At 71.7% G+C, this 22,712-nt stretch carries 19 protein-coding genes and 1 tRNA gene; 15 read left to right on the top strand and 5 right to left on the bottom strand.

What is annotated here, in order from left to right; genetic code table 11:
- Positions 1–86: 86 nt before the first annotated feature.
- The 7 genes from rplU (at position 87) to ID574_RS48695 (ending at position 7,925) form a co-directional block, all read left to right on the top strand.
- Positions 87–389 (top strand): 50S ribosomal protein L21, encoded by a 303-nt coding sequence (rplU, locus tag ID574_RS48725; protein ID WP_188195883.1) that lies wholly within the window; start codon positions 87–89, stop codon positions 387–389.
- A gap of 16 nt (positions 390–405) precedes the next feature.
- A complete protein-coding gene (gene rpmA / locus ID574_RS48720; RefSeq protein ID WP_020546367.1) occupies positions 406–663 on the top strand; it encodes a 50S ribosomal protein L27 in 258 nt (85 codons plus the stop codon).
- A gap of 126 nt (positions 664–789) precedes the next feature.
- Entirely contained in the window at positions 790–2,142 is a 1,353-nt protein-coding gene (gene obgE / locus ID574_RS48715; protein WP_188195882.1) for a GTPase ObgE, read from the top strand.
- A gap of 981 nt (positions 2,143–3,123) precedes the next feature.
- Positions 3,124–4,287: a glutamate 5-kinase gene (proB, locus tag ID574_RS48710; RefSeq protein ID WP_223167851.1), complete on the top strand. Its 1,164-nt coding sequence runs from the start codon at positions 3,124–3,126 to the stop codon at positions 4,285–4,287.
- A 31-nt stretch (positions 4,288–4,318) separates the two neighbouring features.
- Positions 4,319–5,647 (top strand): glutamate-5-semialdehyde dehydrogenase, encoded by a 1,329-nt coding sequence (locus tag ID574_RS48705; protein WP_262496148.1) that lies wholly within the window; start codon positions 4,319–4,321, stop codon positions 5,645–5,647.
- A 50-nt stretch (positions 5,648–5,697) separates the two neighbouring features.
- Positions 5,698–5,877, top strand: a complete 180-nt coding sequence (locus tag ID574_RS48700) for a hypothetical protein (RefSeq protein WP_188195880.1) — start codon at positions 5,698–5,700, stop codon at positions 5,875–5,877.
- A gap of 182 nt (positions 5,878–6,059) precedes the next feature.
- A complete protein-coding gene (locus ID574_RS48695) occupies positions 6,060–7,925 on the top strand; it encodes a serine/threonine-protein kinase (RefSeq protein WP_188195879.1) in 1,866 nt (621 codons plus the stop codon).
- Positions 7,926–8,174: 249 nt separating this feature from the next.
- Here ID574_RS48695 and ID574_RS48690 read toward each other — a convergent pair whose 3' ends face one another.
- On the bottom strand, positions 8,175–9,206 hold the full coding sequence (locus tag ID574_RS48690) for a M48 family metallopeptidase (RefSeq protein WP_442939422.1): 1,032 nt from the start codon (positions 9,204–9,206) through the stop codon (positions 8,175–8,177).
- A gap of 86 nt (positions 9,207–9,292) precedes the next feature.
- Between ID574_RS48690 and nadD the strand changes: the two genes are divergently transcribed.
- The 6 genes from nadD to ID574_RS48660 all read left to right on the top strand — a co-directional run bounded on the left by nadD (position 9,293) and on the right by ID574_RS48660 (position 12,971).
- On the top strand, positions 9,293–9,910 hold the full coding sequence (nadD, locus tag ID574_RS48685; RefSeq protein ID WP_188195877.1) for a nicotinate-nucleotide adenylyltransferase: 618 nt from the start codon (positions 9,293–9,295) through the stop codon (positions 9,908–9,910).
- Between the two features lie 92 nt (positions 9,911–10,002).
- Positions 10,003–10,398, top strand: a complete 396-nt coding sequence (gene rsfS, locus ID574_RS48680) for a ribosome silencing factor (RefSeq protein ID WP_127935454.1) — start codon at positions 10,003–10,005, stop codon at positions 10,396–10,398.
- Positions 10,395–11,024 (top strand): histidine phosphatase family protein, encoded by a 630-nt coding sequence (locus ID574_RS48675; RefSeq protein ID WP_188195876.1) that lies wholly within the window; start codon positions 10,395–10,397, stop codon positions 11,022–11,024. Before rsfS ends, ID574_RS48675 begins: the two co-directional genes overlap by 4 nt.
- Before the next feature lie 87 nt (positions 11,025–11,111).
- Positions 11,112–11,477, top strand: coding sequence for a LysR family transcriptional regulator (locus ID574_RS60915; RefSeq protein WP_223167850.1), 366 nt, complete (start codon positions 11,112–11,114; stop codon positions 11,475–11,477).
- A 266-nt stretch (positions 11,478–11,743) separates the two neighbouring features.
- Complete coding sequence (locus ID574_RS48665) at positions 11,744–12,688, top strand: MBL fold metallo-hydrolase (RefSeq protein WP_188195875.1); 945 nt, start codon at positions 11,744–11,746, stop codon at positions 12,686–12,688.
- Positions 12,645–12,971: a fumarylacetoacetate hydrolase family protein gene (locus tag ID574_RS48660; protein WP_188195874.1), complete on the top strand. Its 327-nt coding sequence runs from the start codon at positions 12,645–12,647 to the stop codon at positions 12,969–12,971. Before ID574_RS48665 ends, ID574_RS48660 begins: the two co-directional genes overlap by 44 nt.
- Here ID574_RS48660 and ID574_RS48655 read toward each other — a convergent pair.
- A complete protein-coding gene (locus ID574_RS48655; protein ID WP_188195873.1) occupies positions 12,856–14,082 on the bottom strand; it encodes an FAD-dependent monooxygenase in 1,227 nt (408 codons plus the stop codon). The genes ID574_RS48660 and ID574_RS48655 overlap by 116 nt on opposite strands.
- A 162-nt stretch (positions 14,083–14,244) precedes the next feature.
- Here ID574_RS48655 and ID574_RS48650 point away from each other — a divergent pair, with 162 nt between their 5' ends.
- Both ID574_RS48650 and ID574_RS48645 read left to right on the top strand, forming a co-directional pair.
- A complete protein-coding gene (locus ID574_RS48650) occupies positions 14,245–15,165 on the top strand; it encodes a TetR/AcrR family transcriptional regulator C-terminal domain-containing protein (RefSeq protein WP_188195872.1) in 921 nt (306 codons plus the stop codon).
- Positions 15,166–15,231: 66 nt separating this feature from the next.
- Positions 15,232–15,304, top strand: a tRNA-Ala gene (locus tag ID574_RS48645).
- A gap of 474 nt (positions 15,305–15,778) precedes the next feature.
- On the opposite strand, the gene ID574_RS48640 is transcribed toward ID574_RS48645, so the two are convergent.
- The 3 genes from ID574_RS48640 to ID574_RS48630 form a co-directional block, all read right to left on the bottom strand.
- Positions 15,779–16,828, bottom strand: coding sequence for a glycosyltransferase family 2 protein (locus ID574_RS48640; protein ID WP_188195871.1), 1,050 nt, complete (start codon positions 16,826–16,828; stop codon positions 15,779–15,781).
- Positions 16,829–17,271: 443 nt separating this feature from the next.
- Positions 17,272–21,039 carry a S8 family serine peptidase gene (locus ID574_RS48635; protein ID WP_188195870.1) on the bottom strand — a complete coding sequence of 1,256 codons (3,768 nt, stop codon included), beginning with the start codon at positions 21,037–21,039 and terminating at the stop codon, positions 17,272–17,274.
- 359 nt (positions 21,040–21,398) lie between these two features.
- Positions 21,399–22,673, bottom strand: a complete 1,275-nt coding sequence (locus ID574_RS48630; RefSeq protein WP_188195869.1) for an extracellular catalytic domain type 1 short-chain-length polyhydroxyalkanoate depolymerase — start codon at positions 22,671–22,673, stop codon at positions 21,399–21,401.
- Positions 22,674–22,712 lie beyond the last annotated feature (39 nt).

Here is a 22,712-nt window from a genome sequence, read left to right as displayed (position 1 = left end):
CAGGACCGAATGACGGGCGCAGCATTCGGCGGTCATCCCCTCAGGGGATGGCTGTGGCAACAGCGAGTCAGTAGAAGGGTTCCGCGGTGTACGCGATCGTTCGTTGCGGCGGCAGGCAGCAGAAGGTCTCCGTCGGTGACGTCCTCGAGGTGGACAAGGTCGCCGGCGAGGTCGGCTCTTCGGTTTCGCTGCCGACGGTGCTCGTCGTCGACGACGGCGACGTGACCACGGAGGCGGGCAAGTTCACGGTGAGCGCCGAGATCCTCGGCGAGACCAAGGGCCCGAAGATCCGCATCCTCAAGTACAAGAACAAGACCGGTTACAAGAAGCGCCAGGGTCACCGCCAGCGGTACACCCAGGTGAAGATCACCGGCATCAACCAGGCCTGATCGGGGAGTTTGAGAGATGGCACACAAGAAGGGCGCGTCGTCCACCCGGAACGGCCGTGACTCCAACGCTCAGCGCCTGGGCGTCAAGCGCTTCGGCGGCCAGCTGGTCAACGCGGGCGAGATCATTGTCCGGCAGCGTGGCACCCACTTCCACCCCGGCGACAACGTCGGCCGTGGTGGCGACGACACGCTGTTCGCGCTGACCGCCGGTCACGTGCAGTTCGGCGTCAAGCGCGGCCGCAGGGCCGTGAGCATCGTCCCCGTCGCGGAGTAGTTTCTCCTCCCGGCCTGGGGATCGTTGCTTCATCGCGTTGAAGGGTGGATCGAGCCGCTTCGATCCACCCTTTCGCGTTGTCTGGTGATATGAGAGGCCCCTGGTGGGGCGATGGAGGAGTGCTGCATGCCGGACTTTGTGGACCAGGTGGTCCTGCACATCAAGGCCGGTGACGGGGGGAACGGGTGTGCCTCCATCCACCGGGAGAAGTTCAAGCCGCTCGGCGGCCCCGACGGGGGCAACGGCGGCCGCGGCGGCGACGTGATCCTCGAGGTCGACCCCAACACCGCGACCCTTCTCGACTACCACCGCCGGCCGCACCGCAAGGCCGAGAACGGCAAGCAGGGGCAGGGCTCCCACCGGGACGGCGCCAACGGCGAGGACGTGGTCCTGCCCGTCCCCAACGGCACCGTCGTCAAGGACGCCACCACGGGTGAGGTGCTGGTCGACCTCGTGGGGGCCGGCACCCGGTACGTCATCGCCCAGGGCGGCCACGGCGGGCTCGGGAACGCCGCCCTGGCCTCGACCAAGCGGAAGGCGCCCGGGTTCGCGCTGCTCGGCGAGCCTGGCGACGCGCTCGACGTCATGCTGGAGCTGAAGAGCGTCGCCGACGTGGCGCTGGTCGGGTTCCCGAGCGCGGGCAAGTCGTCGCTGATCGCCGCCTTGAGCGCGGCAAAGCCGAAGATCGCCGACTACCCGTTCACGACCTTGATCCCCAACCTGGGCGTGGTCACGGCCGGGGACACCGTGTTCACCGTGGCCGACGTGCCGGGGCTCATTCCCGGAGCCTCGCAGGGGAAGGGGCTCGGGCACGAGTTCCTGCGGCACGTCGAGCGGTGCGACATGCTCGTCCACGTCATCGACTGCGCCACCATGGAGCCGGGACGCGATCCGGTCACCGACTACGAGGTGATCGAGGGGGAGCTGCGGGCGTACGGGAAGCTCGAGGACCGGCCGCGCATCGTCGTGCTCAACAAGGCCGACGTGCCGGACGCGCGGGAACTGGCCGAGCTGGTCACGCCCGAGTTCGAGGAGCGGGGGCTCCAGGTGTTCACGATCTCGGCGGCCACTCATGACGGGCTGCGGGAGCTCACGTTCGCGATGGGCGAGTGGGTCGCCGCCGCCCGGGCCAACAAGCCGGTCGAGGAGCCGACGCGGCTGGTGATCAGACCGAAGCAGCTCGGGGACGCCGGGTTCCGGGTACGGCGGGTCAACGAGAACCTGTTCCAGGTCACCGGCGAGAAGCCGGAGCGGTGGATCAGGCAGACCGACTTCACCAACGACGAGGCGGTCGGTTATCTGGCCGATCGGCTGGAGCGGCTGGGGGTCGAGGAGGAGCTCGCCAAGGCCGGTGCCAAGCCCGGGGCAGAGGTGGTCATCGGGCCGATGGAGGGCGGGTACGTCTTCGACTGGCAGCCCACGCTCAACGCCGAGTCGTCCCGCCAGGGACCGCGCGGCACCGACAGCCGGCTCGGGTAGGGATTCGTTCCAGCCCTGACGCGCCCTCGGCCGGCAGCCGAGGGCGGTCGAGCGGTGGCACGCCGCACGGGGTCGTAGGACGCCGTCAGAGGTCCTGTGCGGGGTCGGGCCTGCGGCCCGGTGACTCGTATGCCGGAGGTGCCGCACGGGCGTGTGGAGGGTCCTCGGGCCTGTGTGGCGGGTCGTCCGTGGTGTGATGAGCCCGGTGGGAGTTGCCGGGCATCGAACGGTCGAGGGGGCCGGGTGCGGTCGGGCGGTGCCCTTGCACGTCGTAGGCGCCGCAAGCCCGCCTATGGGCGGACGTGGGGCCTCAGGGGGCGGAGGAGGGCTTCGGCGCCGCCGCCCGCGTACAGGATCCGGCAGGTTGTGAAGGAATTGTCCGGGCTCACCGTCCACGTCGGCAGCGACGCGACCGCCGCGACCGGCCCGGGGAAGCCCAGGGGCTGTGGCATCAGGGAGCCGCGACCTCGCGGGTGGCCGGATCGTCGAGGATCGTCCTTCCTGGCCGTCTCCGTGTCGACCACGCCCGGCGCCACCGCGTTCAGGGGGATGCCGGCCCGGCCGGGGCCGGCGGCGGCGTGGCGGAGCCACTGGTTGAGGGACCGCGCTCAGCGAGGACACCGCGACGGCCCGGGGCCGGTCGGACTCGGCCAGGAGCGGGCGCAGGGCCTCCAGGGTCGCCAGGGTGCCGAAGAAGTCGAGCCGCACGGTGGGCGGCGACGGCAGGCCGGCCCCGGCCGCGGCGACCACGCCGTCGATCCGTCCTCCCGTAGCCTTCTCCTCCTGGGACACGAGCTGCTCGGCTTAGCCGGTCGTAGTGATCCGGTGGCACAGTGTCACATGCACGCCCGGTGTCCAGGCGACGTCGGGCGCCCTCCCCGGTCGGCATCCGGAGGGACGTGTCACGCGGGTCTATGGCTCCGGTCATCGGTACCAGGGCACGAAGGCGGGCTGCACGGCATATGGTCGTACCCTGGTCCTGTGCGAGATGCGGGATCACTAAGCCAATCAGGGACGCTTCGAGACGGGCGGGAACGGATCAGCTCGGCGTCGCAGATTGTTGTCAAGGTCGGCTCCTCGTCGCTCACCACTCCCCAGGGAACGATCGACGTCGATCGTGTGGACGCCCTGGTGGACGTGCTGGCGGCGCGGCGCCGTGCCGGGACGCAGGTCGTCCTGGTCTCCTCCGGGGCGATCGCGGCGGGTCTCGGCCCGCTCGGGCTGACCGCGCGACCGCGCGACCTCGCCACCCAGCAGGCGGCCGCGTCCGTCGGACAAGGCGTCCTGGTGGCCCGCTACACCTCCTCCTTCGCCCGCTACGGGCTGCGCGTCGGCCAGGTCCTGCTGACCGCCGACGACATGATGCGCCGTGCCCACCACGTCAACGCGCAGCGCACCCTGACCCGGCTGCTGGAGCTGGGCATCGTCCCCATCGTCAACGAGAACGACACGGTGGCCACCGACGAGATCCGCTTCGGCGACAACGACCGGCTGGCGGCGCTGGTGTCCCATCTGATCAGGGCCGACGCGCTGGTGCTGCTGTCGGACGTGGACGCGCTCTACGACGGCCCGCCCAGCCGTGGCGGCGCCCGCCGCCTGGCGGAGATCCGCGGGCCCGAAGACCTGGTCGGCGTCGAGCTGGGCAGGAGCGGCGCGGCCGTCGGCACCGGCGGCATGGTGACCAAGGTGCAGGCGGCCAGGATCGCCACCGGGGCGGGCGTCCCCGTGGTGCTCACCGCGGCCGCTCACGCGGCCCAGGCGCTGAGCGGCGCCGACGTCGGCACCTACTTCCACCCCGGCGGCCGCCATCCCGGCACGCGCCTGCTGTGGCTCGCGCACGCCACCACCGGGCGCGGCCGGCTCCACCTCGACGAGGGCGCGGTGGAGGCCATCGTGACGCGGCGCAAGTCGCTGCTGCCGGCCGGGGTGACGTCCGTGGAGGGTGACTTCGCGGCCGGCGACCCGGTGGACCTGTGCGCGCCGCAGGGCCGCGTGGTGGCCCGCGGGCTGGTCAACTTCGACGCCGGTGAGATCCCCGGCCTGCTCGGACGCTCCACGAGAGAGCTGGCGAGCGCGCTCGGTCCGGAATATGAACGCGAACTCATCCACCGCGACGACATCGTCATACTGGAAGCCCACTCTTGACGGCCCGGCAGGCTTTGCACCGGGCGGCGGGGTGGCGAGGGAAGAGCGGGCTGGAGCAGCCCGGAGCAGCGAAGCGGAGCAAGCCATGAGTACAGAGTTCCTGAAGGTCGCCCACGCGGCACGAGAGGCCGCCGCCGAGCTGGCCCCGCTGCCGCGGGCGCCGAAGGACCGGGCGCTGCGCGCGATCGCCGGCGCCCTCGTCGCGCACGCCGCCGAGATCGTCGAGGCCAACGCCAAGGACGTCGAGCAGGCCGGGGCGCAGGGCACCTCCGAGGCGATGATCGACCGGCTGCGGCTCGACGAGGCCAGGGTCGCCAAGATCGCCGACGCCGTGCGCGAGGTGGCCGATCTGCCCGACCCGGTCGGCGAGGTCGTCCGGGGCGCCACGCTGCCCAACGGGCTGGAGCTGCGCCAGCTCAGGGTGCCGCTGGGCGTGATCGGCATCATCTACGAGGGCCGCCCCAACGTCACGGTCGACGCCGCCGCGCTCTGCCTCAAGAGCGGCAACGCCGTGCTGCTCAGGGGCTCCTCCAGCGCCTACTCCTCCAACACCGCCCTGGTGAAGATCATGCAGGCCGCGCTGGAGGGCACCGAGGTGCCCGCAGGAGCCGTCCAGCTCGTGCCCGGGCAGACCCGCGACTCGGTCAAGGAGCTGATGCGGGCGCGCGGGCTGGTCGACGTGCTGATCCCGCGCGGCGGCGCGTCACTGATCAACTCGGTGGTCGAGGAGTCCACGGTGCCGGTCATCGAGACCGGCGTCGGCAACTGCCACGTCTACGTCGACGCCGAGGCCGACGTGGACCTCGCCGTGCAGATCCTGGTCAACGCCAAGGCGCAGCGGCCGTCGGTGTGCAACGCGGCCGAGACGTTCCTCGTCCACGAGGCCGTCGCCGACGCGTTCGTGCCGAAGGCGCTGCAGGCGCTGGCCGAGGCGGGCGTGACCGTGCACGGCGACGAGCGCATCGCCGGCTACGGCTCCGGCGTCGTGCCCGCCACCGAGGACGACTTCTACGCCGAATACCTCTCGCTCGACATCGCCGCCGCGGTCGTCGGCTCGCTGGAGGAGGCCGTCGCCCACATCCGGCGCTACGGCTCCGCCCACACCGACGCCATCGTCACCAGGTCGCAGAAGGCCGCCCGCCGGTTCGTGGCGCTGGTCGACTCGGCGGCCGTGGCGGTCAACGCCTCGACGAGGTTCACCGACGGCGGCGAGTTCGGGTTCGGGGCGGAGATCGGCATCTCCACGCAGAAGCTGCACGCACGCGGCCCGATGGGGCTGCCGGAGTTGACGTCCACCAAGTGGATCTATACCGGTGAGGGGCATCTGCGCACGTCAGAAGGTACGGTGCTGCCCTGCTGACCGGCGTGTCGGGCTGACCGGCGCCGCGCATCGCGGCTTGACTGGGGGACATGGACATTGTCGTCGCCCTCATGTTCTCGGCTGCGGTGCTGCTCGGCGCCGACCGGCTGATGCTGTGGCTGGAGAGCCGCGGCCACGTCCGCTGGCGCAGGAAGGGCCGCAGGCGGCTGTCGGAGGAGCCCACGGCCCGGCTCGACAGCATGCTGTCCGAGCCCACACGCCGATCATGAAGGCCCGGCGGACCCGGTGCCGGGGTGCCGTGCAGGGCGGAGGCGTGGACTGAGGGATACGGCTTGAAGCGCATCGGCCACGGCGGGGAGCGCTTCGAAATCCTTCGGCGTGCCTCGAGCGGCGACTCGCGTACCGGCGCTAGGGTTGTGTCCCTTATGGGCGCGCCCGGCGGGGAGGGACGGTGAGCAAGCTCGGCAAGGTCGGGCCGTACACCCTGGTCGAGCGGCTCGGCCGAGGCGGCATGGGCGAGGTCTATCTCGCCACCACCCGCCGCGGCGAGCGCGTCGCTCTCAAGGTCCTGCACGACCTGGCGGAGGACGAGACCTCGCGGGTCCGGCTGGAGCGCGAGGTCCGCGCGCTGCGCAGGGTCGAGAGCCCGTACGTCGCCAAGGTGCTCGACGCGGATCTGAGCTGCGCGCGGCCGTACCTCGTCATGGAGCACATCGAGGGCGCCACGCTGCTGGAGCGGGTGCGCCAGAACGGCCCTCTCGACGTCTCCGAGCTCGTGGAGCTGGCGCAGGGCATCGCCGCGGCGCTCGCGATCATCCACGCGGCCGGGGTGGTGCACCGTGACCTCAAACCCGGCAACATCATCATGGGCGCCGAGGGCCCGGTTCTGATCGACTTCGGGATCGCGCAGGTGCTGGACGCGACCCGGCTGACCATGACCGGCACGTTCCTCGGCACGCCCGGCTACACGGCGCCGGAGATCTTCGCCGACGAGCAGGTCGACTCGCCCGCCGACGTGCACGCGTGGGCGGCGACGGTGGCGTTCGCGGCGACGGGGCGGCCGACGTTCGGGCGGGGGACGGCCGAGGCGCAGATGTACGCGGTGCTGAACGGGCAGGCCGACCTCAAGGGCGTGCCCGTCGAGCTGCTGCCGCTGGTGCGCGCCGCGCTCAACCGGGAGCCCGGCAAGCGGCCCACGGCGGCGCTGCTGGCCGACCGGCTGTCGCGGCTGGCCAGGGCCACCAGCGCGCCGGAGCCCGAGCCGCCGGCGGTCGGCGCGCGCGCCGCGGCCGACGTGGCGGAGGAGGCTGGCAAGGGAGGGCCCGCGCGGAGCCGCACCGCCGAGGACGCGGCGGCGAGGTCGGCGCGCGGCCGGCCCAACAGCCTGGGCGCGGACGGCAAGGTGCCCCCGCCCCGGGGCCGCACGAGCACCAACCGCACCACCGGCACGGACGGCAAGGGCGCCGCGACGCGCGGCCGTGCGGGCGCCGAAGGGACGGCGGCACGCGGCCGCACGGCTGGGGACGGGACGGCGGCGCGCGGCCGGACGGCTGGGGACGGCACCGCGGCGCGCGGCCGGACCGGCTCGGACGGAGCTGTGGCGCGCAGCCGGATGGACGGTCCGGCCGTGGCGCGGAGCCGTACCGGCGCGGACGGCAAGGTGCCCGCGCCGCGGGGCCGTACGAGCGTCGACGGGAAGAACACCGGGCCGCGCGCCAAGCTGGGCACCCCGCGCCAGCGCGCGGCGGCGGCCGTCAGGAGCAGGCCGCAGAGCAAGCGGAGCGCCGACTCCCCCACCACGCTGCCTGCGGGCAACGGCGCCCTGCTGCTGCTCGCGGTGCTGGCCGTGCCGTGCGTGGTGACCTCGGTGATCTGGCCGATCGCCTCGATCGCGATCACGACGCTGTTCGTGGTGCTGACCAGGACGCTGTGGATGGGTCACTGGATGGTCAGGAACCGCAGCTCGCGGCGTACCCGGGTGACGCTGCGCGTGCTGCTGTTCCCGATCGCGCTGACGGGCGCGGCGGCGACCGCCGTGGTGTGGCCAGGCGTGCCCGTCGCGGTGGCGTCGGGTGGCGCGCTCTGGGTGACCGGCGGCGGTGAGATAGACAGTGATTGGTGGCAACAGCCCGCGCCCGTGACGGTGGCGGGCGTGGTGTTCGGGATGTTGTGCGGCGGCATCACCGGGCGCGAGATCGAGCGGATCGGTGGCCGGCTGCCGGAGCTGCGCAGGGAAGGGCTGCGGGCGCTGGCCGTGCTCGGCGGGTTCGTCGCCCTGTGCGCGGCCGCCGTGCGCGCGATCGCCCTCCTGCTCTGACGCCGGGAGGGCGTGACCGTCCTCCTGCTGTGACGGGAGGGCGTGATCGTCATCCCGCTCTGACCGGTGGGCTCCACTGATGTGGCATCCGGCCCCGCCGCGCCCGGGCCCTGTCCCGCATGATCGCCTCCGCACGATTGGTCACCAAGGACCCGAAGGGCGACACGGGGTCGATCATGCGGACTGTGGGCCCGGGGCGGCGGGTCGGACGCGGCCGATCACGTCGATCGGCCGCGTGCGGCGAGCAGGCTAGCCCTGACCGCCGTCGCGGCGCGAGAAGCGGTTGAAGATGCGCTCGCCCGCGCTCACGGCGCCCTCGGCCACGTCGCGCAGGACGCCGATGAACGGGTCCTGCGACTGCGACCAGGACGCGCGGTAGGACTCGGCCGCCGCCTTGATCTCGTCGGTCACTCGTGCGTTGGGGTCGTCCTCCCGGCGTGGGTAGTCCCCACCGATAATTCTGTCGTACTCGCCGCTGCGCTGCCACTTGTCCAGCTCGGCCACGCGCACCACGGCGAACGGGTGCGTGGTGCCGAGCAGGTTGAGCACCTTGAGGAAGCCGTCGCGAAGGTCGCCCGCGGTGTCGTATTCCTGGTACTGCTCCAGGAATGCCTCGATGTTCATCTCGTGGGTGTAGTCGCCGCCGGCGAGCTTCATCAGCGCCCTCTTGGCCGCCTCGGGGTCCTGGCCGACGAGCAGGCCGCCGCGGTCGGAGGACAGCTCCGACTTGCGGTACCACTCCTCCAGGCCCGCGACGATCGCCCGCAGGCCGATGTAGCCGAGCGGGATCCAGGCGACGCGGGTGGCGAGGCGGGTGAGGATGTCGAGCATCGTGCGGTAGACCGCGTGCCCCGAGAGGATGTGCGCGGTCTCGTGGCCGATGACGAAGCGCTGCTCCTCCTCGTTCATGAGGTTGAGGAGACCGGTGGTGACGACGATGAACGGGTCGTCGAAGCCGATGGCCTTGGCCTGGACCGCCGGATCCTGCTGGATGTAGATCTCCGGGATCCGGTGCAGGTCGAGGGTGTAGGCGGCGTCGCGGCCCATGTCGTAGACGGAGCGGAACTGGGTCTCGCTCACGCGCACGGCCGACGCCAGGTACATCAGGCGCAGCCGCCGCTCACTGATGAGGCCGGACATCTGCTTGAGAACCGTGTCGAACCCACTCAACTTACGCAGAGCGACCAGGGCGGACCGGTCTGCGGGGTGTTCGTAGGCTCGGGACGAGATGCCGGGCAGTTGGACGCGGTTGCGGTCCGGGGTGGTCGTCATGCCCGGCATGCTACGTCCGCAACGGAAGTGATGCGCGGTCATCACCAAGGGGGGTGCCATCATGTTGTGGAGAGTGTCCGCGTAAGGTCCGTTTCATGATGAATGCGCCTGGTGTTCATGGGATCCGGCGAGTGGGTGTGATGGGTGGGACGTTCGATCCCATTCACCACGGGCACTTGGTCGCGGCCAGCGAGGTGGCTCACCATTTCCAGCTCGACGAGGTCGTCTTCGTGCCGACCGGGCGGCCGTACCAGAAGTCGGAGCGCGAGGTCTCCGCGGCCGAGGACCGCTACCTGATGACGGTCATCGCGACCGCTTCCAACCCCCGGTTCTCCGTGAGCAGGGTGGACGTGGATCGGCCGGGACCGACCTTCACCATCGACACGTTGCGCGACATCGCGGAGATCTACGGCCCTGAGGTCGAGCTCTACTTCATCACCGGCGCCGACGCGCTCGGGGCCATCCTCGGCTGGCAGAACGCCGAGGAGTTGTTCGAGCTGGCCCATTTCGTCGGCTGCACGCGCCCCGGGCACCACCTGCACGACCCCGGCCTGCCCGAGGGCAGGGTGACGTTGCTGGAAATTCCCGCGCTGTCCATCTCGTCGTCGGAATGCCGCCAGCGGGTGGCCAAGGGTGAACCGATTTGGTATTTGGTGCCAGACGGAATCGTTCAGTACATCAACAAACGAGGGCTCTATCGCGCGCACGGGTGAAGGCCGCCCGCGCCATTCGTGAGGGGTTTCGGCCCGGAAGGGTACCCTCAACATATGGGCATGCTGCCGACACAGGAGGACAGACCCGCATCGTGACCGCATCCGACAGATCCGTCCAGCTCGTGCGCATCGCCGCGGAGGCCGCGGCCGACAAGCTGGCCGATGACATCCTCGCCTACGACGTGAGCGAGCAGCTCGTCATCACCGACGCCTTCCTGCTCTGCTCCGCCACCAACGACCGTCAGGTCCGCGCCATCGTCGACGAGATCGAGGAGCGCCTGCGCACCGAGGCGGACGCCAAGCCCGTGCGCCGCGAGGGCGAGCGCGAGGGCCGCTGGGTGCTGCTCGACTACATCGACATCGTCGTGCACGTCCAGCACGAGGAAGACCGCACCTTCTACGCCCTCGAGCGCCTGTGGAAGGACTGCCCGGCCATCTCGCTGCCGGAGAGCGTCATGCAGGCCAACCTCCAGCGGGCGCGCACTTGAGTAAAAGGATCGTTTGTCTGCGTCACGGGCAGACTCTGTGGAACGTTGAGCAGCGTTTCCAAGGACACTCCGACATTCCGCTCGACGAGACGGGCATCGCGCAGGCCGCCCGTGCCGCGTCGCTGCTGGCCTCGCTCAGACCCACCCTCATCGTCTCCTCCGACCTGCAACGGGCCAACGACACCGCGCTCGCACTCGGGCGTGTCGTCGGGCTCGACGTGGCCGTCGACAAGGACTTCCGCGAGCGCGGAGGCGGCCAGTGGGAGGGGCTGACGCGGGAGGAGATCGCCGCGCGCTGGCCCGAGGAATACGCCGCCTGGGAGGCCCCGGACGGCGAGCCGGTCACGGACGTCGCCGCCCGGGTGGCGGCCGCCATGCGCCGGTGGGCGGCCCGGCTGGACGACGGCGGGCTCCTGGTGGTGGCCTCGCACGGCGCCGCGCTTCGGCTGGGCATCTGCGAGCTGCTGGGGCTGCCCGAGCAGCTGTGGCCGGCGATCGGCGGCCTGGGCAACTGCTCCTGGTCCGTCCTGCAGGAGGGGCGCAAGGGCTGGCGGCTGCTGGAGCACAACGCCGGCACCCTGCCCGAGCCGGTCAACAGCGACGACCGGCCGGACGCCGAGGCATAACGATTCCGTACGGCTCGGGGGCCGTACGGCGGGCGATCTCGTTCGAATAGATCGGCGACAGACATCCGGGGTCGGAGAGGTTCGCCGATGGAGATCCGGTCATTGCGTTATGCGGTCACGCTCGCGGAAGAGCTGCATTTCGGTCGCGCCGCGCAGCGGCATTTCATCGCGCCGCAACCGTTCGGGCGGCACATCCAGCGGCTCGAACGCGAGGTCGGCAAACGTTTGTTCGAGCGTACGAGCCGGCGGGTCGCGTTGACGCCGGCGGGGGAGCGGGTGGTCGCCGAGGCGCGCAGGGTGCTGGCGGCGGTGGACGGGCTCGCCGACGTGGCCCGTGACGACGCGCCGCACGACGGGGCGCCGATCAGTGTGGGGGCATCGTCCAGTACGCCGGGACCGTGGACGGTCTCGTGTCCGACCGGGCCAGGTCGGTGCCGCGGGTGGGCACCGTGAGCTCGCCCGCCGCGAGCCCCACGGCGGTGGCGGTCACCGGCAGGCTCGGGCCGCACGCCGAGGCGGCGAGCACGCCGGCGTGCGGCACGTGCCTCTGGGGCCCGCGTGCCAGGCGGCGATCGCGACACGCGAGTCGGATGATCGGCCGGGCGTGGCGGCGTTCCGGCGCGCGGCCCGGCTGCGGCGCGGATCGTAACCTTTCTGGCTGATGATCCCCGTCCGCGTTCCGTGATGAAGTCTGACGCATCGGACAAGGGGGATGCTCGATGCCACAATCGCGAAGGAACGCCAGGCTGGAGGCGGCGGCGCTGCACGAGATCGTTCCGGGGGTGCGCGCCTGGGTGCAGCCGGACGGCACCTGGTGGGTCAACAACGCCGGCGCGGTGACCGGCGACGACGGCACCGTCATCATCGACACGTGCGCCACCCAGGAGCGCACCCGCCGGTTCCTGGATGCTGTCGCCGAGGCCACAGGGGACGCGCCGGTGCGCGCCGCGGTCAACACCCACCAGCACGGCGACCACACCTACGGCAACTGCCTGCTGCCCGAGCAGGCCGTGGTCATCGGCCACGAGAGCGTGCGCGCGGAGGTGCTGGTCGACTTCGTCATCGACGGCTGCCCGCCGTTCTGGTCGCCGGTGCCCGACTGGGGCGGGGTGACGCGGCGGCCGCCGTCGCTGGTGTTCCGCTCCGAGCTGACGCTCCACAGCAGCGGGCGGCGGATCGACCTGATCCATCCCGGACATCGCGCGCACACGGCCGGGGACGTGGTCGCCTGGTTGCCGGACGAGCGGGTGCTGTTCACCGGCGACCTGCTGTTCCACGGTTTGACGCCGCTGGTGCTGATGGGCTCGGTCGAGGGGGCGCTGCGCTCGCTGGACTGGCTGGTCGGCTTCGGAGCCGGCTACGTCGTGCCGGGGCACGGGCCGCTGGCCCGCGCGGGCGAGCTGCCGCGCATCCTGGCTGAGCACGAGCGCTACTACCGCTTCGTGCTGGAGACCGCGCGTTCCGGGCGCGAGCGCGGGCTCAGCCCGCTGGACGCGGCCCGGCGCGCGGACCTGAGCGAGTTCAAGGACTGGCCGGACGCCGAGCGCCTGGTGCTCAACCTGTACCGGGCCTACGCCGACGCCGAAGGAGGCGAGGTGGATCTCGTGGCCGCCTTCACCGATGCCGTGGCCTGGAACCGCGGCCCCTTCCCGACGGTGGTGTGAGGTCATGCGATTCGTCACGTACGACGCCGAGGACTCCCGTGGGACCGATGTCCGGCCTGGCGACGTGCTGGGGTCCGGGACGTGCGGCGGCGGATGCCTGGCCGAGCTGTGGGGGTGGCTGGGGTTCGAGGCGCACGCGCCGCTCGCGCCCGGGGACACGGTGACGATCAGCGTGGAGCACCTGGGCGTGCAGCGGTGCCGGATCGTCGAGGGGCCGGAGCCGATCCCCGATGATCTGAGGGCGCGGCGTAGTCCTCGAGCGCGATCGGTTTCGGCGCGGTGAGCCTGTTGATCAGGCTCTTACCCGGCAAACGGGACAGAAGGCGCATCGTCTGGTTGCGTCGCCAGATCTGGGTCCTCTTTTGGGGGACCAGATACTTGCCGGCTCCCCGCGCCTGCTTCTGGCACGCCTCGACGTGGGGGCGGAGGGTTTGCTCGTAGCGGGCGAAGGCGGTGTGGTGGTCGGCCGCCCTCGCCAGCTCGCCGGCCAGCACGTAGGCGCCGATCAGAGCCAGGCCCGTGCCCATCCCGCCCGGGCCGGGGGCGTAGCCCGCGTCGCCCAGCAGGGCCACCCGGCCGCGGGAGTAACGCGGCAGCACGACCTGGGCGGCGGGGGCGAAATAGAAGTCCTCCGCCGTCCGCATCGAGCTCAGCAAGGACGGGATCTCCCAGCCCAGACCCTCGAAGGCGGAGGCGATCAGCTCGCGCTGCCGTCGCCGGTCGCGGTGGTCGTAGGCCAGCGGGGGCGAGGCGAAGTCCAGCGCCGCCCTCGTCTCGCCGCCCGTGCGCATGATCGTGGCGCATCTGCCGGGGACGCTGTACATCAGGCCCGCGTGGTCCAGGCCGTACGTGCCGGGGACCGAGAAGATCGCGCCGTACAGGCCCAGGTGGTGAAGCTCCGTCGCCGGGAAGGCCAGCTCGCGTACTTTCGAGCGCAGGCCGTCCGCGCCCACGACCAGGTCGAACGTGCGGGGCGGGGACCGGTCGAAGGTCACGCGCACGCCGTCGGCGGTCTCGGTCAGCGAGGTGATGGAGTCGTCGAAGACGTACTCGGAGGACGACGCGTCGTGCAGGATGCGGCTCAGGGCGCCGCGGAGGATCTCGATCTCGCCGCTGAACAACGCCGACGGGATGCTCGACAGGCGCCTGCCTCCGGCGTCGACGATCGTGATGTCGCCCATGTGGGTCTGGGCGTCCTCGACGGCCGGTCGGACGCCCATGCGGTCCAGGACCTCCAGCTGAGCGCTGCCGCGGAAGTCGACGGCCTGGCCGCCGGGGCGGAGGGCCGGGGCCCGTTCGACGATCGTGGCGCGGCAGCCGTGGCGGGTCAGCCAGTGGGCGAGCGCGGGGCCGGCGATGCCGCCGCCCGAGATCAGGACGTCGAGGTCGCGCATGGCGGCTCCTTGGGGTAGTGCGGACTTTACGCCGTACGCCGACCCTAGGATGATGACGATTCATCAGGCAATAAGGCGACATGCTGCACTAGTGCGCCCGATGGCGTTCATGTGGTTGGATGGCGGCTGGTGCACTAGGGCACCTGCGGGGGAGGCGACGGCGTGAACCGAGGCGATGCTCCCTACCTTCGGATCGCCGAGGAGCTTCGGCGGCGCATCGCGTCCGGGGAGCTCGCGGCGGGTGACAAGGTGCCCTCCACCCGGCAGATCATGCGGGAGTGGGGCGTCGCGATGGCGACCGCCGGCAAGGTGCTCGCCCGGCTCCGGGAGGAGGGGCTGACGCGGGCCGTACGCGGCGTCGGGACCGTGGTGGCCGGGCGCGAAGGGCCGCCCCGCGCGCCCGGCCAGGACCTCACCAGGCAGCGCATCGTCCGGGCCGCCGTCAGGATCGCCGACGGGGAGGGCCTGGCCGCCGTCTCCATGCGGCGCATCGCCACCGAGCTGGACTCCTCCGCCATGTCGCTGTACCGGCACGTGGCCGGCAAGGACGAGCTCGTGCACCTGATGGCCGACGCCGTCTACGGCGAGGACCCGCCGCCCGACCGGATCCCGCGCGGCTGGCGGGCCCAGCTCGAGCTGGTGCTGCGCCAGCAGTGGAGCATCCACCGCCGTCACCCCTGGCTGGCCCAGGCCGTCTCCCTGACCAGGCCCCGGTTCGTCCCGAACGGCATGGCCCACACCGACCGCCTCCTGCGCGCCGTGGACGGGCTCGGCCTCGACGCGGGCACCATGCTGCACGCCGCCACGTCGCTGATGAACTTCGTCCGCGGCACGGCCGTGAGCTTGGAGGTAGAGCAGCAGGCCCGGACGGAGACGGGGATCACCGACGACGAGTGGATGCAGGCCCGTGAGGCGGAGCTGGGCGAGCTGCTCGCCTCCGGCGCTTACCCCACGATCGCCAAGGTGGTGGCGCAGCCGGGACTCGACATGGACCTGGACTCGATCTTCGAGTTCGGGCTGCGCCGCCAGCTCGACGGGCTGGTCGTCCTGGTGGCCAGGGCCCGGGACGGGCGGCGCGATTAGGCGAATCGGGCTGGGTGGCTATATGCTCTCGGAGCGCCGCAACGGGTGGACTCGTAGCGGTGACCAGGGGCTATAGCGCAGTTGGTAGCGCGCCTCCATGGCATGGAGGAGGTCTGGGGTTCGAATCCCCATAGCTCCACCCGTTCTTTTCGCAAAACCCCTCCTGGTCGGAGGGGTTTTCGCGTTAGGTGGTGATGACCACCTCGCCCTGCCCCCTCCGCTACAGGGCCGAGACCGCGCGGCTGGTACGGAAGGCGGCAGTCGGCCGCCACCGGAGGAGTGGTGCGACCACCAGTCGTTCGATCGCCGCCGCCACCCGCGTGATCCGCCGGGACGTGGCCGTTCCGGTCGCCCCGGGCGTGTGATCCACCGCGACATGCCGTTTCCGCCGCCACGAGCACTCGCTTGGCGTCGACTCTCGCCGAGCTGCCCCTAACCGAGGCAGGACCTGATCGTCCCGGCCTCATCCGCTGTTTGGGGGCGCGTACTCGGTCGTCGGGTGTGTGGAGAGGGCGGGTCGCGGCGCACGATGGGGGAGCCGTCGATGCCGGGGGCGTCCGAGTCCGTGATGATCGGCGGTAGCCGAACGGGCCCCCTGCCACCCTCGGAACGGTCAGCGGCCCTTCTCGTACACGAGGAGGCCGTGTGACAGGCGCAGCGGGACCATGATCAGCTCGACCACCATGGCCTTCCAGGCGTAGTAGAGGTTGACGGCCTTGTTCAGGTAGACGAAGGGGAGATTGAACAGGACCTGGTGCAGCGGAAGGCGGCGGCGTCTGGCCGCGTAGAGGAGGGCGGGGACGGTCAGGAGCAGCTCGCTGCCGGCCCACCAGGCCATCGTCGTGGCCACCGGCTCGTGCAGGGCCAGCGTGAGGATCAGCGGGGTGGCCCACCACAGCGGAGCCAGGAGGATCTCCAGGAGGGCCACCACGATCCACGTGGCCAGCATCGGCTTGCGGGTGAGCAGCCTGGGGAGGTGGAGGCGGACGTTCTGCATGAAGCCCGCCATCCAGCGCCACACCTGTCTGCGCAAGTAGGTGAGGGTTTCCGGGTCGGCGGCCCAGGCCGTGGCGTCGGCCACGTAAACCGCCCTGCGGCCCTCCAGTTGCTGGCTCCAGGTGAAGTCCATGTCCTCGACGATGGTGCGCTCGGGGAAGCCGCCGAAGGCGGCGAGCGTGGTGCGCCTGAACACCGAGCAGCAGCCCGAGCACACCATGGGACTGTCGGCGAGTTGCTGGATCGGGCGGTGCCAGTGGAAGCCGAACAGGTATTCCGTCGATCTGCCGCGTTCCCACGGGGTGCGGGCGAACCGGGTCTGCACGTTGCCCGCGGCCACGCCCACGTCCGGGTCGTCGAAGGCGGGCTTGACGCGTTCGATGTAGTCGGGGGCGAGCACGGTGTCGGCGTCCACGGCCAGGACCAGGTCGGCGTGGCAGTGGGGGAGCGCGTAGTTTTGCGCCTTGGCCTTGCTGCCCAGGTTGCGGGGTGGGCGCAGGACCGTCGCGCCGAAGGCGGCCGCCACCTCGCCGGTGCGGTCGATCGAGCCGTCGTCGACGACGATCACCTCCTCGGGCGGGACGGATTGGGCGGCTATGGAGCGCAGGGTCGCCGGGAGGCCGTGCTCCTCGTTGTGGGCGGGGACGATGACCGTGAGGGTCTTCACCTGCGTCGCCTCCTCAGCTTGAGTGAGATCAGGGTCACCAGGCCGACCAAGGCGTAGATGATCAGGCTGAACCCGAGTGTGGGCGGGCCTCCGGGCATCTCGTGCTTCCTCTCGACGGGGGTGGTTGGCGGGTACGAGGATGCTCGGTCGGGCGGGGTCGGCGTGGAGGTGAATCCGGTTCTGGGGATGGCGGGTAGGTGTCGGAATTGTCCTGTGGATGAGGTCCCCGGTTCCCCGGTTCCCCGGGTCCCCGGGTCCCCGGTCCCGAGTCCCGGAAGCCTCTGCCGTGTCGTCGGCGGCTCTCGTGGGTGTGCCGTGTCATGGGCGTCCGGTGGTGAGGAGCCCGACAAGGTCTCTGGCGGTGAGGAGCGCGATGAGGTGTCTGGTGGTGAGGAGTCCGGCGACGGCGGCCGGGAGCCCCGGCCGCCGTCGCCGGTTGCGTTTCACCTCAGCGCATACGCGCGATCGATCGTCTGCGTGACCGACCCGCCCCCCGTGTCCGACGCCGTGATCCGCAGCGACACGTACCCGCTCGTCTCGGCCCGCGCCGGATGCGTCAGCTCCACCTGGAACCGCCCACCGCCCCGCGGTCTCACCCGGGAGGCGTCGCGCCACGTCGCTCCGTCGTCCACCGAGTACTCCACCCTGACCCGGTTGACCGCGGGCGCCCGGCGTACGGCCGAATGCGGAGCGGCCCGCAGGTCGAAGGCGAAGCGGGTCCCGGCCGCCGCCCGGTTGAGCAGATCCAGCGGCAGGTCGTACGTGAGCTGCACGGCCGGCTGGAACGCGCAACCCGTCCCGAAGCTGCACGCGTACCCGCGCGGTGAATCCAAGACCGGCGGCGGGGTGGAGGCGAAGCGGGAGGTCGTGGTCACCTTTCTCGACAGGGCGCGGTCCGTCGTGTCCACCGCCTCCAGACGGTACGGGCCCGCCGCCCGAGGGACGACGAACGACCTGGGCCGCCGCCCCTGCACCGGCACCTCCTGATCGCCGACGAGCAACCGGGGCGCGGACGTGACCGGGCCCAGCCCGCTGTAGTGCCGCGGATCGGAGTCCCGCCACTGCTCGGCGGGCACGAACCGGTCGCCGTCCCGGCACAGCGCGCAGGGCACCTCGACCGGGTATCGGCCGGGCAGGTCGGCGGCGCCCGGCGTCAGCGGCGCCTTGAACCACTGCTCGGTCAGCCGCCGGTCGTGTCCCGTGAACCGGTCGTCGGAGCGTAGGTCCAGCCCGTGGTTGGTGATCGTGCGCGACCAGGTCACCTCGTCCGAGACCGGGCCGAAGTACTCGGTGCGGGCCACCGGCATGCGCAGTGAGCCGCCGTACGTCATGCGCCCCGGCTCCTCTCCGGTCGACGACTCCCCGTACTCCCAGCCGCTCGTGTCGGGCTGGTCGGCGTGGTACGCGGCGTCGATCCGGACGAGCTCTCCCATACCGACCTTGACCGGTTTGGCGGGCACCCGGCCGCGCTCGTCGAAGCGGAGGTGGTAGGTCACCTTCGGACCCGCATAGGGTTCCAGCCGCAGGGAGACGGGGCCGCCGGCGAGCGCGGACCGCACGGCGCGGCCCTCGGCGGCGCTCAGGCCCAGCCGCAGGAACGCCGGGCCGCCCGCGGGCACCCGCGCCCGGGCGCCGTCGGCGTCCAGGAAGCCGAGGATGCCTGCCGCTCCGCGCCGGGCGGCGTTCTGGGCGGCGTCGTCCATGGCGGCGCTCGCGGTCACGTACGGCCGCTCCCCGCCCTCGACCGGGATCCCGGCCAGGACGACCTTGCCCGTCACGTCCACCCCGGCGAAGTCCTCCGGCCGGCCCCGGCCGACGTAAATGACGGGATATGTCGTGACGGAGGCGAGCGAGCGCAGGGCGTCCATGTCGTACGCCGGCCGCAATCCGACCGGCCCGGCCGTCGCGGAGGCGAGGACCGGAGGCTCCAGGTTCCACTGGTGCGACAACCGCAGCTTGCCTGCCTTGGGCGCGCGGACCGGCGTGACGTACAGGTCGTGGCCGCCGCCCACCGAGCCGCCGTACAGGGAGACGGGCGAATTCCGGTCCGTGAACGTGCGCACGTAGTACGCCTGCCCGCCCCCGTCCGCCGCCTTCGGGGTGTCCGGCCTGATGGGCACCGTCTTGCGGGCGTCCAGGGTGACCGTCTCGTCCCCGTCCAGGGTGACGGTCTCGATCACCCAGCTGTTGCGGTTGCTGATCCGGTTCTCGACGGCCACGCCGATCAGCTCGTGGTCGCCCGCGGGCAACATGAACTCGCCGTGCCCCGAGAAGTCCGTGCGCAGGTAGTAGTACCCGTACGGGTTGAACGGGTCCTCAGGGCTGTTGGGCCGCTTCAGCGGGATGGCGTACACGATCGGCTCGGCCTGGTAGCCGGGGAAGAACTCCTTGGTCCCGTACGAGTTGACCAGCGACACCCCGAGCCGGTGCGTGGCCGGTCCCGTGTAGTAACTGAACGGCGTCACCAGCCGCACGTCGTCGCCCCCCGCGGCCGTCACCCAGCCGCCGCAGGCCCCGATCGGCCCCGCCGCCGGATCCACCTTGAGATCCACGGTCGCGGTGCCGTTCGCGGGGACGGTGACGCTGTCCGCGCCGAGGGCGACGGCCCTGGCGGGGCCGGGCTTGCCGCTCCAGCCTCGGGTGAGGAGGGAGAGGGACAGCGTGACGGGGGCGGCGCCGGTGTTGCGGTACGTGATCTGGCGGGTGGCACGCGATGCGCCCAGGAGGCGGAAGTCGACCACGGAGGTCGCGAAGACGGACTGGCCGATCGCGCGGGCCACGTCGACCCGTCCGCTGCCCTGCTCGAACCAGTTGTACGCGTCATTGCGCACCGCCGTGGAGGTCAGCGCGTCGCGCAGCTCGCCCGCCCGCCAGTCCGGATGCCGCTGGGCCAGGATCGCGGCCGCGCCGGCCACGTGCGGGGCCGCCATCGAGGTGCCGCTGTTGGAGGTGTAACGGTCGTCCCCGGGCGCCGGGGGAGCGCCGGAGGCGGCCGAGCGGGCGGCCACGATGTCCACGCCGGGGGCGACGAGGTTGGGCTTGACCGCCGCGTCGCCGAGCCTCGGGCCCTTGCTGGAGAAGCCGGCGAGGGTCGTGCCCGCGGTCTTGTCCACGGCGCCCACGGCCAGCGCCTCGTCGGCCGCGGCCGGGACGCTCACGGTGAGCGGGTGCGACGCGTTGCCCGCCGCCGTGACGAAGAGTGTGCCGTGCTTCTTCGTCAGCTCGTCCAGCGCCCGGCTCATGGGGTCGGTGCCGTCGCCGCAGCAGGTGCCCAGGCTCATGTTGACCACGTCGGCGCCCTGCTCGGCGGCCCACTCCATGCCGGCGATCGCCCACGACCAGTCGCCGCGGCCCCCGTCCCCCAGCACCTTGCCGACGAGCAGGGACGCGGCCGGCGCCACGCCCCGGTACTTCTCCCCGGCGCCCGCGATCGTCGAGGCGACGTGCGTGCCGTGCCCCTGCCGGTCGGCGATGCCGGGGGCGTCGGAGAAGTTCTCGGTGGCCAGGATGCGGCCGGCGAAGTCGGCGTGGCCGACGTCGATGCCGGTGTCGAGGACGGCGACCTTCACGCCCTTGCCGTCGTAGCCCCGCTCCCACGCCGTGGGCGCGCCGATCAGGGGGACGCTGCGGTCGAGTGACGCCTCCGTCCTGCGGTCCAGCCAGATCTCGGCGATGCCGGAGGCGGTCCTGGCGGTGCGGAGCCCGGCCCAGAACTCGTCCGTCCCGTCCGCGGGCACGGTGACCGCGGCGCCGTTGACGCTGTCGAGCACGCGGACGTTCTCGGCGGCCGGAAGGGCGGCCGCGGCCCGCGCGAGCGGCTGCTCGCCGGTGTACGTGATGATCAGCGGGATCGCCGCGGACCGCTGGTCGCGGGCCAGCGTCTCGACGTCGAACAGCTCCTCGTCCAGGGTCCCGGCGGCGACCATGGAGGCGGCGTCCGAGGGCAGGACCAGATGGCCCCCGTCCCTGCTGGGCAGCGTGGCGAACGTGATCGGGACGCCGTCCGGCCTGGGCGCCGGTCGGATGGCGACCGACGGGGCGCCGCCCTGTCCTGGCCGGTAGTCGACGACGTCTCCGGTGATGAGGGCGAGGGTGACGGCACCGGTGGGTCGGGTCTCAGCGGGTGCGGTGGCCGCGGGAGCCGCCTGGTGGTGCGGTGCGGCGGCGCTGGGCGCGGTGCCGGCGGCGAGGACTAGTGCGGTGCCCGCCAAGACCGCCGCGAGCCGGGTCCGTAAGGCCGGACGCCGCGTTCGTAACGCCGGGGTTCGTGAAGGGGACAAAGCCTGCCTTTCAGCTGCGATCAGGGCGCTCGTGCGGGAGCGCTCCCACCTCTTCCGAGACGGCTTATATCCAACAAATGATCAAGCCAATCGCAACCGGGATCAGGTCCGGCCGCCCCTCATCCGTCACAGCCGGTGGGACGGCGTCCGGCGGGGCGGTGGCCCAGGAGCCGCACTCCCCTCAGGAGCGCCGAAGACGCCGGCCTGTTTGGTCACGTGCGAACCCCGGGCGGCGGGCCGCGATTCCCTTCCAGGGATGTGAGGCCGCGCACCGCCCGGGGGACCGGCCGTCAGGTGCAGGCGGTGCCGTTGAGGGTGAAGGCGCCCGGCCGGGAGGTGTTGCCGTTGTGGGTGGCCTGGAAGCCGAACTGGGCGGAGCCGCCCGGCGCGAGGGTGCCGTTGTAGCTCACGTTCCTGGCCGTGACCTGGCCGGAGGTGGGGGAGATCGTCGCGTTCCACGCGGAGGTGACGGTCTGGCCGGCGGGCAGCGCGAAGGCCAGCGCCCAGGAGGAGAGCTGCGCCGTGCCCGTGTTGGTGATCGTGACGGTGGCCGTGAAGCCGGTGTTCCACGTGTTCATGGCGTACGTGACCCGGCACGGCCCCGGCGGCGGGGGAGTCGGCGTCTGCGACGGGCCGGGACCGCCGGTGTCCAGGCCGAGGAACGCGATCGCGGCGGCGGCCATCCCGCCCTGCGGCAGGTTGTGCCCGACGCCCGGGAGGCTGATGCCCTCGACCGGGACGGTGGTGCCGGTGCCGCCGTACCTGGTGCGCATCCAGCCGGGGCGGGGCTGGTCGGACAGGCTCGGGGTCTGGCTCAGGCCGTGGACGTCGGTCCACTGCTTGATCTGCTCCTGGAAGTTCGGGTAGCGCAGCGTGGAGTCCTCGGTGCCGTGCCACACCTGGATGCGCGGGCGGGGGCCGCTGTAGCCGGGGTACGCGGCGCGTACCAGGTCGCCCCACTGCTGCGGGGTCATGATGCGCTGGCCGTTGGCGCACTGGCTGTTCCAGCTCGACCCGTCGGTGGTGGCGAAGCAGCCGAACGGCACGCCCATGAACGACACTCCCGCCCTGAACACGTCGGGGTAGGCGCCCAGCAGCACGTTCGTCATCATGCCGCCGGAGGACGCGCCGGTGACGTACGTGCGGCCGGGGTCGGTGTTGTAGCGCTGCTGGACGTACCTGACCATGGAGACGATGCCGACCGGGTCGCTGCCGCCGTCGTGCCGCAGCGCCTGCGGCGAGGAGACGTCGAAGCAGGAGCCGCTCCTGGTCGCCGACGGGTAGATCACGATGAACTTGTGCTGGTCGGCCAGCGAGGCGAACTCGGTGCCCGAGTAGAAGGCGGGGCCGGATCCGGTGCAGTAGTGGACGGCCACCAGCAGTGCCGGGCGGGCGGGGACGCCGTCGGGGACGTATAAGTGCATGCGCAGGTTCGTCGGGTTGGTGCCGAAGTTGGTCACCTCCGTGAGCTGGGCCGAGGCGGCCGGTGGGGCGGCGATCAGGCCCGCGACGATCAGCGTCACCGCGGCCATCACGGCGCCTGCGATTCTGGCTTTCACCTTCATGGGGCTCCTCTCATGCCTGAAACATTGCGAGTGTGTGAT

This window comes from Nonomuraea sp. SYSU D8015, from assembly GCF_008065375.1.
Taxonomy (GTDB): Bacteria; Actinomycetota; Actinomycetes; order Streptosporangiales; family Streptosporangiaceae; genus Nonomuraea.
The sequence above is the reverse complement of the archived record's forward strand: the minus strand, read 5'-3'. Positions and strand labels throughout refer to the sequence as shown.